Origin of the sequence: Pseudomonas sp. IT-347P, assembly GCF_949768005.1 — a bacterium.
Taxonomy (GTDB): domain Bacteria; phylum Pseudomonadota; class Gammaproteobacteria; order Pseudomonadales; family Pseudomonadaceae; genus Aquipseudomonas.
The window spans coordinates 265,125-280,658 of record NZ_CATKPQ010000022.1; the positions used below are offsets into that span (position 1 = coordinate 265,125).

At 62.9% G+C, this 15,534-nt stretch carries 5 protein-coding genes; 3 read left to right on the forward strand and 2 right to left on the reverse strand.

Going from position 1 to position 15,534, the window contains the following annotated elements; translation table 11 throughout:
• Position 1 precedes the first annotated feature (1 nt).
• Positions 2-1,114 carry an AraC family transcriptional regulator gene (locus tag ACM6IV_RS09920; RefSeq protein WP_414869805.1) on the reverse strand — a complete coding sequence of 371 codons (1,113 nt, stop codon included), beginning with the start codon at positions 1,112-1,114 and terminating at the stop codon, positions 2-4.
• A gap of 210 nt (positions 1,115-1,324) precedes the next feature.
• Between ACM6IV_RS09920 and ACM6IV_RS09925 the strand changes: the two genes are divergently transcribed.
• The 3 genes from ACM6IV_RS09925 (at position 1,325) to ACM6IV_RS09935 (ending at position 2,985) form a co-directional block, all read left to right on the forward strand.
• On the forward strand, positions 1,325-2,272 hold the full coding sequence (locus ACM6IV_RS09925; RefSeq protein ID WP_414869806.1) for a transporter: 948 nt from the start codon (positions 1,325-1,327) through the stop codon (positions 2,270-2,272).
• Between the two features lie 254 nt (positions 2,273-2,526).
• Complete coding sequence (locus tag ACM6IV_RS09930) at positions 2,527-2,721, forward strand: stability determinant (RefSeq protein WP_414869807.1); 195 nt, start codon at positions 2,527-2,529, stop codon at positions 2,719-2,721.
• Positions 2,722-2,985 carry a type II toxin-antitoxin system RelE/ParE family toxin gene (locus ACM6IV_RS09935; RefSeq protein ID WP_414869808.1) on the forward strand — a complete coding sequence of 88 codons (264 nt, stop codon included), beginning with the start codon at positions 2,722-2,724 and terminating at the stop codon, positions 2,983-2,985.
• 51 nt (positions 2,986-3,036) lie between these two features.
• On the opposite strand, the gene ACM6IV_RS09940 is transcribed toward ACM6IV_RS09935, so the two are convergent.
• On the reverse strand, positions 3,037-15,534 hold the full coding sequence (locus ACM6IV_RS09940; protein WP_414869809.1) for a filamentous haemagglutinin family protein: 12,498 nt from the start codon (positions 15,532-15,534) through the stop codon (positions 3,037-3,039).

A 15,534-nucleotide genomic window follows, 5' to 3' on the forward strand; every position in this document is an offset into this window, starting at 1 on the left:
TTCAGGTCGGTGTAACTCGCAAGACACCTCGGTCGGTCCCCTCTCCCTCTGGGCGGTCCGATGTTTCGGGAGGGCTGGGATGAGGGTTAGCGTCATTACGCCAGGCACTTGGGCTCATCCCCGTCCAGCGCTTGAATGCCCGGCGAAAACTGCGCACATCGCTGTAGCCTACCTCTTCGGTAATCCGCTCGATCGGCATATCAGGATTGGCCAGCAGACTCAGGGTCCGTGCCTGGCGCACCTGCTCCAGCAGCGCCTCGAACGTCAGCGCATGCTCGGTCAAGCGCCGGCGCAGCGTACGGCTGCTCATGTTCAAATCACCGGCAATCTTTTCAATGTGACTGCCGCGACTCAGGTCCCGGGCAATCGCCCGCTCCACAGCCTGAATCAGATCGAGTTTCTGATGCACCTGCGCCGCTTCCAGCTCCAGTAACGCAACGGCCTGACGCAATGCCAGCGAATGATGATTGGGCAGGTTCACGTCCAGCCATTGCGCATCGATCAGCATGCGATTGTGCAAGCAACCGAAGCGCACGTCCGGCCCCAGCAGGCGGTGGTATTCGCTCAGATAATCCGGCGCGGCGTGCACGAACTCCACGGCAATCGCCTTGAACCCGGCACCGGCCAGCGCGCGGCCATACACCAGCAGACTGGCGAAAAACTCCTCGACCGCAAACACCTGCACATCGGCAAACGGCAAGCGGCATTCAGCATCGAGATGCACCTGAGCGCCGACCACATCGACGCTGGACACCACAATCCCGCCGGACGTGTGCTGATGGCGAATGCCGAGGGCAAAGGCATCGCGCAAGGTCTTGCACAGCGACAACACATGCCCGAGCAGCCCCAATGTGCCGAGTACATTCTGCGCCCCGACCCACAGCCCCAACCCTTGATTGGGCAGCACTTTCAGTGCGCGCTGAATCATCGCCACGGCCTGACGATAGGAAATCCGCTGCGCCGGATCCTGCAGATCCTCAAGGGTGAAACCCAGCCCACGGCACAGGCTCTGGGGATCAATGCCCTTGTTCTGCACGACTTCGGCGAGGGTTTGCAGGAGGAACGGCGAGACCAGCGCCAGTTCGAAGGTCGGGTCTTGGACTTTTACATTCATGGGGCTGACATTCCGGATCACGCTTGATTGTTATTTTTGTAACCGGTTGTGTCGATGGAAGTTAGCACAGGGTGGGCCGACTGTCCGCAGAAGTCCCCCTAACTGTCCGCCAATACCCTGCCGCGCCGGGCGCCAAGCGCTTATTTCTATGGTGCCGGGCGTACTGCGTGCCGGCGTTGCGCTCCAAACACAATAATAATGAGGACGGCCATGCACCCGAACCGCGCGACACTCCCCCTGCGTCTGGCCCTTTGCTTGCTGGGCTGCGCCGCCAACCTGCCGGCGCTGGCCACCGAAGCCGGCGTCGACAACATCGGCCCCGGCACCGACGGTTTCTTCATGCTGCCGCTGGAGGTCGACAGCCTTCCGCAGAACATGGTCGCGTTCAATCTCTACTACAACCATTACAAGTCACGAAAACTCAACATCAGTTCGCTGGGCGGCAAAGTGCCGAACGTCGAAATCGAATCCACTGCAGTGATTCCGCGTCTCGATTACTTAAGCCCGGTGCGGGTATTCGGCGGGCGCCTGGCCGGTTACATCGCCCAGCCGTGGCTGAAACAGGAAGTCTCGGTGTTCGGCTTGAGCGACACCCGCGAAGGCATGGGCGATACCACCATCGCGCCGATCATCCTGTGGGACATGGGCAAGCACCTGACCCTCGGCGCCGCCGTGGAAATCACCGTACCGACGGGCGAATACAGCGTCGATCGACTGGCCAACACCAGCAACAATTTCTACACCTACAAACCGCTGTTCTCGTTCACCTGGCTGCCGACCGACCGGACCGAGGTCTCGATGAAGACCACCTACAGCTTCAACGAGAAGAACAAGGACACCGACTACAAGTCCGGGCAGATCTTCCACTTCGACTATTCGGCCAGCTACAAGATCACCGACGACCTGATGCTAGGCATCAACGGCTACTACCTCAAGCAGACCACCGACGACAAACAGTTTGGCCATACCGTGCAGTTTGCCGGACAGGACGTCGATGACGGCGTGCGCGGCAAGGTCTTCGCGATTGGCCCGGCGCTGCATTTCACCTTTCTCAAATACGCCAGTGCGGAGATTCGCTGGGCCAAGGAGTTTGATGTGGAGAACCGGCCGGAGGGGGAAATGTTGTGGGCGAAGGTGAGTATTCCCTATGCGTTCTGAGTGGGTTTGTAGGAAAGCGCACCTGGATTTGTAGCCTGAAAACCTGAAAACCGCATGGGTGGAATACGCCTACAGCGACGGTCGAGATTACCGGACAATAGGGGGAAACGTCTGGCAGATTTAAAGGGGGTGTTTGCAGATACTGGGCTCCGTTATCCCATGGTTCCTCAAGGGTTCATGGGGTGCATCGTCAGCCAGTGACGACAATGGGCCATTCCCCCCTTAGACTGCTTGAAATTGATCACGGAGGTCATATGAGCATATTGCTTTCCCCGTTTTATTCTGAGTTCAAATCCGAAGAAGAGGCAGAGAGCTACGATCGCTGGTTCCGTGCCAAGGTGCAGGCTGCACTGGATGATCCTCGCCCGGGCATTCCCCATGAGGAGGCCATGGTGCGGCTCGACCAATTGTTAGAAGAGAAACGCAAGAATCGACGCGCTGCCGCTTGAATGGAGCGATCAGGCTCCGATCTGGCTGACATCATCGATTACATTGAACAACACAATTCCAATGCTTCAGCGGCTCTGCAGCACAAGGTTGGTGCAGCAACGCAAAGGCTATCGTCAATCCCCTATGGTTACAGATCCGGTCGAGCGCCAGGCACTCGGGAAATGGTGGTTAATTCAAACTATCTGCTGGTCTATCGAGTGAATGGACGCATCAAAATACTGACGTTGGTCCACACCCGACAACAATATCCACGAACTTCATAAATAAAAAAAGGGCGACCAAGCGGTCGCCCAAACGTACTGCACGAGAGTCTTTTACAACGTCAGTTGCCCACGCTCCTCTTCGGTCAACTGCTGTTTCGCCTGTTCATCCAGCGCCCCGGCGCCCAACACCTGCACCGGGCTGTTCGGGTTGTAACCCGGTGCCGGGGCACGGCTGGCGCCATCGCGGGACGGCGCAAGCTGTTCGTTGCCGAAGCTCAACACCTGCACGGTGAACACCGAGGCCTGATTCTGTCGCGCAGCCGCCTGCTGCTGACGGGCGACGTCCTCGGCCGCTTGCGTGGCTGACGATGCAGCAGAACTGGCCGAAGTAATCGCCCCGGTATTCACCGCCGAGACCACCGGCACACCTGTCGTCTTGCCCTGCACCGAGATGTTGGCGGCGTTGACCACCGTCAGCGCAGCGATGTTGACGTTACCCGACACGCGAATCCCCGCTTCGCCGGCATCAATGGTGCCCAGTGGCGCGATCAGGTCGATGTCGCCCGGTGCCACTTCGGCAATCGGGTTGAGCGTGGCGATGCCGGCGCCGGTGCTCGGTACCGAAGGCGACAGCGTCACGTTGCCCCACGTGTCGTAAACCCGTTTCGGCGGCGTGTAGACCACCGTGGTTTTCGAGCCGCGACCGGCGTTGATGTCGCCCTCGGCGGACCAGCCGAGTATCGAACCGCCGAAGGTGGTCATGATGCGGCTCTGGCCGAGCAAAATACTGCCCTGGGAGTAGAGCTGAATATTGCCCGAGCCTTGGGTGATGATCCCCGCGGTGGATGGCGGCGCCGCGCCTTCGATGCCGAACACCTGACCGCCGCCCGGGGTGAGCATCTGGATGTCACCGCCGAACAGGGTCTTGACCCCTGCTCCGCCGTACATCGTGATATCGCCGTCGTAACGGATCGGATTGCCAGCCACGTCAGTGCTTGGGAACAACGCGGCAATCGCATTGCGACCGCGCAGATAACTGCCCTTGCGCGGGCCGTCGACATCGTTGTATTCCAGGCCACCGGCGCGCAGTTCGGCGAAGTACACCTGCCGCGCGAAGATCGCCTGCTCGGCACTCGGCAGCGCGGCGTAGAACGCTTGTGCCTGTTCTGCATTGCCGCTGAAGCCGTAGCCGAGGGTTAGCCAGCTCTGCAACTCGTCGATGTAAGTCTTGACGACCTTGCCCGGTTGCGCGCTCAACGAGGTATCCGGATTGGCAAGATTCTGCGGGTTCAGGTAGCGAGCGATGAACCGTGAATAATCCGGTCCCTTTGCGCCCACGCCGGCCTGCAAGACCACACTGGCGCCCGGCCGCTGATCACCGGCCAGCAATGGTCCGAGGCTGGTGATGCCGGCCCGGTCTTCCATGAGGATGTTGCGCCCGGCATTGACCTCCAGCGTGCCCGGACCGGCGATGTCGAAACTGCTGTAAAGGATGTCGCGGCCCGCCGACACCTTCGATATATCCCTCGGGTCGTTATGCACAAACAGGTTGCCGGTGGAGTAGATCGTATCTTTGGCGGTCCCGACGCCGTCCTTCGGGGAAATCGTCGGTTTACCCAGGTTGGTGCCAGAGGCGACGATGTCGCGACCGGCCATCATCCACACCGGCCCTGCGGCTTCGTACCAGGTTTGTAGCGAATCGCTAGCGCGCAGGGATTCGCCACTGCGCACGCCCACCAGGTCGCCGCTCAACGCATAAATTCGCGCTGGCCCCTGCACGGCGCTGAGGCCGGAGTACGAATTGCTGCCGAAGGTGAACAGCGGGAAACGCAGGTTCGGTTCCGCGGCAATACCGTCGCTGCTGCTGTTGGACATGAACGGCGTTTCCGCCTTGCTGCTTTCATAACCGTAAAACGCTGGAGTGAACGGTGTGGCAAGCGCCAGCGGATTGGCTCCTGACTGGTTGATCGCATAGCCGCCGGCATAAATCGAATCGCCGGCCAGCAATTCCAGCTGACCTGAAGTCGACGGCGCCAACAACAGCGAGTACGCGGTCGCCGGGGGGGTATTGCCAACGCTGTAAGCCGCCGACGGGCCTGCGTAGATCGATCCTTGAGCGGCAACGGCACGCAGGATCGACGGATAGACGAAACGGCTGTCGGTCGGCGACGTGTTCTGCCCTTTGATAGGCCCGTTGGTATCGGTCTCGGCCAATTGTGTGCTCGGGGTGAGGTTGCCACCGGCCGAGAACAGATCGATGGCAGTGTGATCAGTCCACAACGAGAAGCCGCTCAAAATTCCGCCCTGAATGATTTCGCCCTGGCTGTCGAACAGCGCCGTAGCGTTCTGTTGCCGCACCCGACCCGGATCCACCGCCCCGCCCAGCACCAGATCGCCACGCGTATTGATGCGCATGCCGGAGTCGCCCGGAATCAGCACAATCCCGCCGGAGGCATGGCTGGTGGTTGCGGTAAACGGATCCAGCGCACGGGTTTCGCGAGCATCATGCTGCACGCTGTTGGCGCCATATTGCAGATTGATACCGCCCGCCGCACTGCCGCTCACCTGCGCCGCACCGCGCAGGTTGATCAATGCGCCTTGCAGATCGTGTTTAGGTGGCGTGAGACCATCGCTGCCCGCGCGGGCCTGCAGGGACGGGTTGAGCGTGCCACCGATGCGGATGTCCATGTCGCCGCCACCGGTCAATTGCAGGCTGCCGTCGCTGCCGACACGACCGGTACTGCCCACCGCCACGATCAGCCCCTGACTGCGCGGGTTGGTTCGCGCATCGCCCATCGCTTTGAGCATGCCGGCGTCGGCACCGGCGCGCAGGCTGATATTGCCGCCACCGAGTGTGCCGAAACCGGTGAAGCCCACCAGATACGGCGCTGTGTCCATGTCCGCATCCGGCATTGGCTGCGTCGTATAACTGCCGAAGTTGATCCACCACGAGGTCGGCACATCGCTGCTGCCGGTACCCTGACGCCATAACCAGTTGCCCACCGCCACGCTCGGCACCTGCTCACGGTAGCCACCGGTGTTGGCCAACTTGCGTCCCAAAACATCACCCGATACGGATCCGCCGGCGTTGATGGTCAGGTTGCCACCCAGTTGCGGATACCAGGCCTGATAGAGACTGTCGGTGTCGCCATTGACCCATTTTTCAACATCAACCCCGCCACTGCCCAACACCGAATTGTTGTCGGACAGGTGTCCGCGCACCTGGTTGTAGCGTGGATCGACATCAGCCGACTGAGTCCCCGCGGTGTAAACGCCAAACGGCGAAGCCATGCTCAGGTTGCCGGCAGCGAGCAAATCCAGGTCGCCGGTACCAGTGCGCAAGACGCTGAACATCTGGCTGTGAATACTGGCGCTTTTCGCCGGATTGCTCTCGATGCACACCTCGGGATAACTGTCGCACAGTGTCAGGTATTCCTCGGGAATCGGCGCGTAATCCTGGAAGCCGAACTGGTTGCCGGGCGCCCAGGTCCAGCGCGCCATCGGCGCACAGGCACCGGGATCGGTCTCGCAGAGAATCAGGTACTCCTCGGGCACCGGCTCAAACGCCGGGAAGCCATACTGGTTGGTTTCCGACCACACCGCGCGCGGATTGCCTTCGGTAATCTTCGCACCGTAATGGGTGTCTGCCAGACGCAAATCGCCTGCGCTAGTGAGCGGTTTCACCGCACGGCTGTCAGCGGCCGCCAGATCCGCCCCCGCCACTGCTCGGATCGACCATGACGAACTGCCGGACGGCAACATTTTCGCCAGCGCCCAGTTGGCGCCTTGCTGCGTGCCGTTGAGCGCGCGCAATTCGATAAATGCTGCGCCATCGGCGAGCACCACGTTGGTCATGGACGGAATCAACGAACCGCGCAACAACGGCAGCGCACTGCTTAACAACAAGTTCTTGCTGCTGCCGGTGTCGGCATCGAACGCGCCGGGCAACGGTACCCCTTTAGGCCAGTTCATCGCCTTCAACGCGGTGTTGCGGTTCAAACGAATGCCGGCGCCCAGACGGCTGCTGACCGGCACTGTTACGTCGCTGCCGAGTAACGTGCCGGCGGCATACAGCAGATTGCCCGAAGCATCATGCACCGCCGCCGCCAGCACGGTGCCGGCGCTGAAGGTGTACGGCGCGGCCAGCTCCACCTGAACCGGCAGCAACGTACCGCTGACCAGCGTCGTGTCCTGGATCGGCAAATCGTAATTGAGGGTAACGCCCGACGGAAATTGCGTGCCCGGCGCCAGTGTCACGCCGGTACCCGGCACAATCAGGTCGCCACCGAACGGTTGCACGCCCGGCAACAGTTTCCAGCCCGCGTCATCGACGGTTTCCGGGGGCGGCGCGAAGCCGTCGTTGAGGCTGCCGTAGATATCGAGGTTACCGCCGGCACGGATCACCAGACTGGCGGATTCACCGGAACCGTAGACGCCATCGACCCTGGCCGTATGCGGATTGAGGCTGGCGTAGCGGTAACGCGAGAGATCGATATCGCCCTCGACCACCAGATCACCGTCTGCGCTGTTGCTGGCGATCTCGACGCCTGGACGCAAGTGGAAGGCATCGGCGTACGTCGCATTGTTCAGACCGGCCAGTTTGCGGTGCAACAGATCGGTGTTGCTCAACGCCGCTTCGATGAAGGAGGTGCTGTCGCCGTCGATGCGGGTAAACAGGGCCTGATCGATCACCTGATACGGCCGGCCGCTGACCGCAGGGTCGACGCCGTCGCGCGCATCGGTATAACGGCGCACGCCATTGAGACCAATGGCACGCGCGCCCTGAATATTCACGCTGCCGCTGGCGTCGATGGCGATATCGCCAGCGCCAAGACGCGGTGCATTGAGTTCCAGCGTGCCGCGCAGCATCTGATCGTGCTGGCCGGCGAGGAAGCCCGGCACAGCATCGGTGCCATGGCGCAGGTCAATGCGCGTGCCAGAGGCCAGGGTCAACAACCCGGTACCGGAATTCAGCTCGACCATGGCCCGGTTCGGCGCGTCGATGATCTTGCCGTAACTGTCGACCCGCAACACGCGACCATGGGCGTCGAGCACACTGTTGCCGCTCAGGGTCAGGCCGTTTTGCGCCGACAGGCGAATGCTGCCGACCCGCTCGCCACTGGCATCGATCAAGCCGTTGACTGTCAGGCTGCCATTGTCCACCGAGACATTGACCTCACCGGCTTTGAGTCCGTCGCCTATCACCAGATCGCCCTGCTTGAGTTGCAGGCTGCGACTGCCGAACACCTGGCCGGCATTCAAGCGTTGGTTGAGGGCGGCGAACTGCGCACTCGCCTCGCCGCCCAACTGCTGGGCACGAATGTCCACGCCGCCGGCCTTGTACGGCACCAGCGTTCCACCGGCATCGTAATAGCCACTGCTGGCGCCGAGAATCTCGCCTTGCAGGTCGACAAGGCCGGCGTCCGCCGCCAACGCGACGGCGCTGAGGTTGCCGGCCTGATTGTTTTTCGCTGACAGGTCGATGCGCGACCCGGCGAGCTGGCGAATATTGCCGCTGTTGCTGAGCAGCGACACATCACCGCCCCAGCTGTACTTGCTCACATCATTGAACGGCAAGGTGCGCCCGGCCATGTCCAGTTGCGCACCGCCGGCCAGGGTCAGGTCATTCTCGGCCTTCACCGTGAGTTTGCCGCTGGCCAACGCGATGCGGCTGTCGAGCACGATGTAGCGGGCTTCAAGGTTCAGTGCAGCGCCCAACGCGTCGGCCACACCCAAAGCACCGGCACCGCTGAGTGTCAGGCTGTTGCCGGCCTTGAGCAGATTGACCGACGCCGCTTCACCGGTGAGTAACGGCGTGCGCAGATTCAGATTGCCGCCGCTGTAGGCATAGCCCTCGACCGGGTCGTACGCGCCCTGCTGCTGATACACCGCCAGACTGCCTTTGTGATTGGCAGTGATGCGCTCGCTGGCCGTCAGGTTGACATTGGCAAAGCCCAGCGCCAGGCGGTTGTTCTGGTCGAGGCCGCTCGCTTGCGGCATCGGGCCGTAACCCAGTTCGATGCGTTGTGCCTGAATATCCAGCGTGCCGCTGCCGGTGCCGGCACCGTCGGTGATCACACTGCCGGGATCTTGCGTGGCGCCGTTCCAGATCAGGTTGGCGGTGCGGATCGTCGCGATATCGTCGGCGGTGCCTGCGCCGTAAATCGCCGGAGTGGCGAGCAGCAGATTTTGCAGCTTGCTCTGCCCGGTCTGCGCATCGAAGGTATCGAGGGTCACGCTGCCGTACAGATTGAAGGCGTCGCGCGTGGTCAGGCTCAGGGTCTCCAGGGCTGGCGCGCCGAATTGCGTGTCACCGCGCAGCAACCGATCCAGCACATTCTGATTCAAGGTCAGACCGGCCGGCACGCGGTTGCCCGCCGCGGCCAGCGCCTCGGCGCTGCCGGCATTGACGGCACCGACCGACAGGGCCAGGTGACGCGTGCCGAAACGCACCGCTTCGCCGAGTTCGAACTGGTTGTCCGTCGCGGCGGTGATGCTGCCGTTCGAGTACAGCAGCGCCGGAGCGTCGCACGACCGCGTGGCGCAGGTGCCGATGCGAATGCTGCCGGCACCGGTGAAGCCACTGCCCGCCTCCGGCGCCAGGACATTGGTCCAGCCGTTCGAGACCACCACGAGGCTGGATGCGCCCGGCTGATAGATGTACCCGGCCGTCGAGTCATAAGCGACGTTGCCACGTCCCAAAGCGTTGATCCCCGCGCCCGCTTCAACGGTGATGCCGCCATTGATTGCGTTGGTGCGCAATAACACTTCCGGCGCCGCCAACTGTGCACCGTCACGCAGGATGATGCTTGAGGTGTCGCCGACGAAACCGATGATATTGCCCGCCGTGCTGTAGCTGACGGTCGGCATCGCACCGATGCTCAAACGCCCGGCGTTGAGGTTGTTGAGCGTGTCGGCATACAGCGAAATGCCGCTGAAGCCCTCGGTAGGCGCATGTCCGCTGCCGAGGATTTCGAAGTTGCTGCGGGCGTTGCCGCTGCGCACCACCGCGGTGCCGACCAGGCCCCCGGTCGCTGCGCCGAACCGCACCAATCCATTGAACTGCAACGCGACATCCTGCTCGCCACCGTCAACCAGACGCAGGTCCAGCGTCTTGCCGTCCTGCGGCGCCAGCGCCCGGGGTACGCCGCGGCGCGCGGCATCGCTCTGGATAAATTGCGCAAGACTGGTTTCGTTGTACTGCGAGTAACGGCGCAGCACATCGGCCGGGGTCAGAATGATCTGTTTGGCCAGACTGTCGCGCAGGCTCGTGTTGGCAATCGACAACTGTCCGCTGCCGGTCCATGAACCGTTGCGCAGTGGCAGCGCTTGCGTGAATGTGCCCGGCGTCGCCTGACCATTGACCTCGACCCGAAAGGCGCCCGGCAGCAACGCAAATGTCGACGGCAACAACGTGTAAGTACCCGCAGCCAGCCCCGGAACCCCGGCACCGAGGGTGATCTGCTGGCCGATACGCGGATCCACCGCGCCCGCCTCGGCCAGCACGGGTGCGTAGGCGCTTTGATTACCCGGCACGATGGCATACACCGGATTGCTGGCCAGCCCCGGCAGGCTGAAGGTGCCGTCAGTGGCATTGCGCACCAGCGGGTTGAAACGCGCATCCGTGGAACCGCCGCGCCCGGAAACGAAACCGGCGCCACGCAAGTCGCCACCGCCGGACAGATCGATCACCGCGCCGCTCTGCACATCGATGAACTGAGTACTCATCGACACGCCGGAGGTTTCCCCGGTGATGCCATTCAACACCACCGATTTGCCGCCATAGCGGTAGTCGATGCCGTCCGTGGTGCCGCCGTACGGCATGATCAGCCCGGCACCACTGACCGACGTCAGACTGCCCGGCAGCAAACGCACTTCGCGGGTCGTGGTCAGCAGGTCATCACCGAGGACAATCTTGCCCAGCGGGGCGCGCAACACCCCGCCCTGTTCGATGTTCGCGGCCGAGAACGTCAACTGACCGAACGCCGAGTATGGCGCGGCCGCCGGCGCCGCCCCGTGACCGCTGATCCGCAGGGTATGTTCAGCCACCGACTGCGCGCCCTGATAACCGACACGCACTTCCGCCTGCACATCACTAGCGGGGTAAATCTGCGCCGCACTCAGGTGCAGATCGCCCGGCGTCCATAGACGGCTTTTCTGATCGCCATCGGTCGGCGCCAGGAAGCGCAGATCACCCTGGCTGTCGAGGCTGACGTCAGCGAAAGCGCGGCGACTGTATTGCGCAGCCGGCGCCTTGAGTTGCAGGATCGAACCTTGCGTGCCGAACGACAGAGCATTGCCCACATCCAGCAGGTTCGCTGTCGCGCTGAAGCGAGCGTCCGACACGTTGCCGGTCGGGTTGTTGGTCGGGCGTGGGCGCACCGTGCCGACCACACTGTAATAGGTGCCGACACCGGACAAACGCAGGTACGGCGCGTGCAAATCCACCCGTGCGGCGTCTTTGGAAGACTCGGCAAGGGACAGTGCACCGGCGTACAGGCTCAGACTTTGAGCCATGTGCAGGTTGACGTCACCGTCGAACGACAACAGGCCGTTACTCAACAGACTCAAGTTGTCGAAACCGCCGGCCATCAGGTTGTCGGCATGTAAACGCGCCTGACCGTAACGCAACCCGGCAGCGCCCTCGCCCGGACGCAACCCGGCGGCAAGCGTCTGCTCCGTCGCGCGCTGATCAATGATCAATTCGCGGGGGGCGCGAACAGTGTTGTCTGCCGATTCAAGGTACAACGGCGTCTCCAGCGCCACCTCCAGCCGCCCGCCCGCCGCGCCGACACCGCCCGCCGTGGCACGCAGGTCACCGTCGATGAACAGGCCGTTGTAAGAACTGATGCCAATGCGTCCGCCGTCAGTCGCCACGCGCGTCGGTCCTTGGCCGGCGATATCCAGCAGTGCCTCGGCACCGGAGGCATCCAGCCGCGCACCTTGGCGCACAATCACGTAAGCATCGGCGGCGGTAGCCGTGGCCAGTTTTGCGTCGATCTCGCCGCCGAGAATGATGCTGCCGCCCTTGCCGACCTGCCCATATGTGCGCCCCAACGCATCCACTGCCGTGTTCGCACGCCCGGCCACGTCGAGTACCGCATGCTCTCCGATCCAGATCGAACGGTGATGCGCGGTCGGGTCGGCCAATTGGTTGGAGGTGGCCGGTTTGATCGAGCCGAATTGTTGTTGGCGAATATCGATCGTGCCGCCCCAGGCGTTGAGTGTCCCGTCAACGGTGATCTGCCCGGCACCACGCAGCGTGATGCGCTGCCCCGGATCAACGCTGATGCGCGAATCGCGGCCGAGGGTCAACGTGCTGTTGGCCGCGTCGATCAGGTTGATCAGGCTCGCGCCGCCCTGCAATGTCAGGCTGGCACCGCCGCGCTGGGTCAACACGCCCTGAGTCGGATTTTCCTGAAACAGCGCTGGCGTCCACCGCTCCAGTGCCGCTTGCGGATCGGCACCGCTGGCCAGGTCTGGCGCAGCGTCGGCGAAACGGTAGACCGGCATCGTCACGTCAACAGCGGTGCCGGCGGCCACGTCCAGACCACTCAGGCCAATCAGGTTGTAAGCGGAGAAGCCAGTTTTGAATAGATCGGCGGACAGTTGCAGTGTGGTGTCGGCCAACGGCTGGTCGCTCTGGCCAACGAGGATTTTGTTGGCCTGAACCGTCAGGGTGCCGCCGCCGCTCACGCCGTAGCCGCGCAGCTCACCCTCGAGGCGCACATGCGATTGGCCCGGCGCGGAAATCGCGCTGGACTCCAACGTCAAATCGCCGCCCTTGCCGCCCCGGGTCTTGCCGTTGGCGAGGATCGCGCCACCGGAAGCAACGTCGAGCAGACTGCCGGCGCCGATATCGATGTCACCGCTGCTGCGAATCGAGATCAGACCACCGTTGAGCGCGGCCAGACTCGCGCCATCGTCCGGATTGGTGCGCAGGTTGCTCCACACACCGCGCGTATCGAGATGCACACCGTCAGCCACCGCGACCTGCGTCGCCTTGTCGGCTTTCGCCGTGAGCCGGGTGTCGCTGCTCTCGGAGCCGGTGAACTGATTGAGCACGTTGCCCAGGCGCAAGCTGCCGCCACGCGCGCTCAGGTCGGCGCCGACCTGCACATCCGGCGCATACAGGATGATGTCGCCACCGGCATCGACGCTGAGGGCACCGTCAACGGCCACCTGATCCTTCGCCGCCACCTTGAGCGCGCCGAGACGGAAACCGTTGAGCTGCTCGTTATCGAGAAACAACCGGCCCTTGCGCGATGCCGACACAGCACCCGCCAGATCCTGATCATTGCCGGCAAGCGGACGCTCGCCGCCGATCTGCACCTGATCCAGCACCGGGTTGAGCGCATACAACACGCCGCCGGCTGCCGCCACGTAAGCCGGGTCATAACTGCCAACGATCAACTGCGCGCGACGGGCCAGCGCGGTCTGACTCTGCTCGTAACCATCGAGCACCGGTGTCGGCGCCTGGTTCTGCCGCTCGCCCTGATACACCTCGCCGAGCATCTGCCCGTCGAGTACCGCATTGGCCGTGGCAATCACCAGTTGCCCGGCGTCGCGGCCCACGGTGTATCCCGACTCGAAACGTGAGCGCGGCGCAATCAACGGGTTGTAGAAGGCGCGGGTCTGACCCCAACGCTCGCTGTTGTCCTCGTAACCTTTGTACAGCCCGGTGTAGAGCAGGTCCCCCGGTGCACGGGAGACTTCATACAACTTGCCGTCCGCACCGCGCAGCCAGCTCTGGCGGATTTCACCGCTCTGCACATCGAGGGTGCCGCCGGACAGGTTGATCAGCGAACCCTTTTCGCTGACCACATCGTTGCCGGCAAAACTCACCGTGCCGCCCTGCGCCATCCACTCGCCCACACTGTGCGCCTGCGTGCCGAGATAGCCACCGACTTCGAGCAGACCACCGGCGGTGTACCAGCGATCCGTGGCGTAGCCGTTGGTGCCCGCCGGCACATGGACCAGTTCGCGCACATCGATCCAGATGTCATTGCTGTTGAGCGCGCCTTTCTCGCGATTGACCGAGGCGTCGCGCTGCTCGTTGCCTTGCACGTTGATCTTGATGTTGTTGTTTTCCATCGCCACTTTGACGCCGAGGGCACCCGACACATCGATCATCGCGCCGTCGCGCACCAGACTGCGACGCTGCGCGCTCACCGCGACCTGCCCACCGGTGGCGAGGGTGATGGAGCCGTTCTGAAACTCGACACTGCCGCCGCTCTGGATCTCGATGCGCGACTGATCGCCACGGATCCGGTTGTTCGCGTTGACCGCACTCAGGGTGGCCTGATGCTGGCTGTCCAGCGCGGTCAAGTCGCTGCTGTCGAGCATGATCGCCGTGGCACTGCCTTGCGCCAGAGTGACGCTGCCGCCGCTGTCGCTGGCGGGATTGGACAGATGAATCGTGCCGCGTGCCGCCACTGAGGTGCTGGCGAGCAATACGCCGTTCTGTACGACTTCGTGGCCGGTCAGCGTGATGTCGCCGGTAGCCGACTGAATCAAACCGTTGTTGCTGACCTTGCCGCTGACATCGCCCGCCTTGAAACCCGGCGTGACTTCGTTGCCGAACGTGGTCGACAGCGCATTGCCCTCGGTGCCCGCGCCTTTGCGGATGTAAAAGCGGTCACCGGCACCCAGCACGGTCTGGCCCTTGGCGGTGCTGATGCTGCCGTCGTTCTGCACTTCACTGCCGAGCAACAACGCATAACCTCCGGCAGCGGTAGACGACGCCGGTTTATGGGTTGCAATGCTCGCACCGCGCTCCACCAACACCTTGCCGGCGGCATCGGTGAAGGTCGGCTGGGTGCCGGTGCTGTCGAAGTACAGACCCCGGTCGCGAAACTGGATATCGGTGATATTCGCCGCCGCCGCCACCAGGTTGCGCACGTTGACCTGACTGCTGCCGCTGAACACGATGCCGTTGCGGTTGATCAGCATCACCGTGCCGTCGCCCTTGATCTGGCCCTGAATCTGGCTGGCCCGTGCATTCGGATCGTTGACGCGGTTGAGCACCGCCCAGTTCGCTTGCTGGGCAAATTCAACGGTGGTGTTGCGCCCGACGTTGAAAGTTTCCCAATTGAGGATCGCCTTGTCGGCGGTCTGCTCGATCTTCACCGTGGTTCTGCCGTCGGCCTGGGTTTGCTGCGGACCCTTGGCGTTCTGCCAACCTTGCGTGAGGCTGTTATCGACTTTCAGGCCGCCCTCGCCCAGGCCGTCCGGCACAAACTGCACCGAGCCCAATGCGGCGGCACGCCCGGCAGCCTGAGCCGCCTGCTGCGCGGCAATCGCGGCGACGGTGTTGTTCAGCGTCTGAATCGAGCGCTGCAATTGCTGATTGGCTTTTTGCTGCTGCGCCAGGGGCGGCGTCATCCCTGGCAGACCGCCCATGCTCGGCCGTGCAGCCGCCGCTTGCTGCGCCGCACCTTTGGCGGCGAACCAGGTGGAGCTGAACGCCGTTGCCGCGTGCGCATTGCCCGCCACCAGACACAACGCCACCGCTTGCGCCAGCGGTTTGAGCAGCCACAGCGCCGGCTCCACGGCTTCACGTTTGAACGACTGGACGTTGGTACGACGACGGGACGGGCGAGCGAGCAT

Excerpts from the sequence above, each read along its gene's own strand:
- ACM6IV_RS09920 (WP_414869805.1), bottom strand. The coding sequence starts at position 1,114 with ATGAATGTAAAAGTCCAAGACCCGACCTTCGAACTGGCGCTGGTCTCG.
- ACM6IV_RS09925 (WP_414869806.1), top strand. The coding sequence starts at position 1,325 with ATGCACCCGAACCGCGCGACACTCCCCCTGCGTCTGGCCCTTTGCTTG.
- ACM6IV_RS09930 (WP_414869807.1), top strand. The coding sequence starts at position 2,527 with ATGAGCATATTGCTTTCCCCGTTTTATTCTGAGTTCAAATCCGAAGAA.
- ACM6IV_RS09935 (WP_414869808.1), top strand. The coding sequence starts at position 2,722 with ATGGAGCGATCAGGCTCCGATCTGGCTGACATCATCGATTACATTGAA.
- ACM6IV_RS09940 (WP_414869809.1), bottom strand. The coding sequence starts at position 15,534 with ATGCTCGCTCGCCCGTCCCGTCGTCGTACCAACGTCCAGTCGTTCAAA.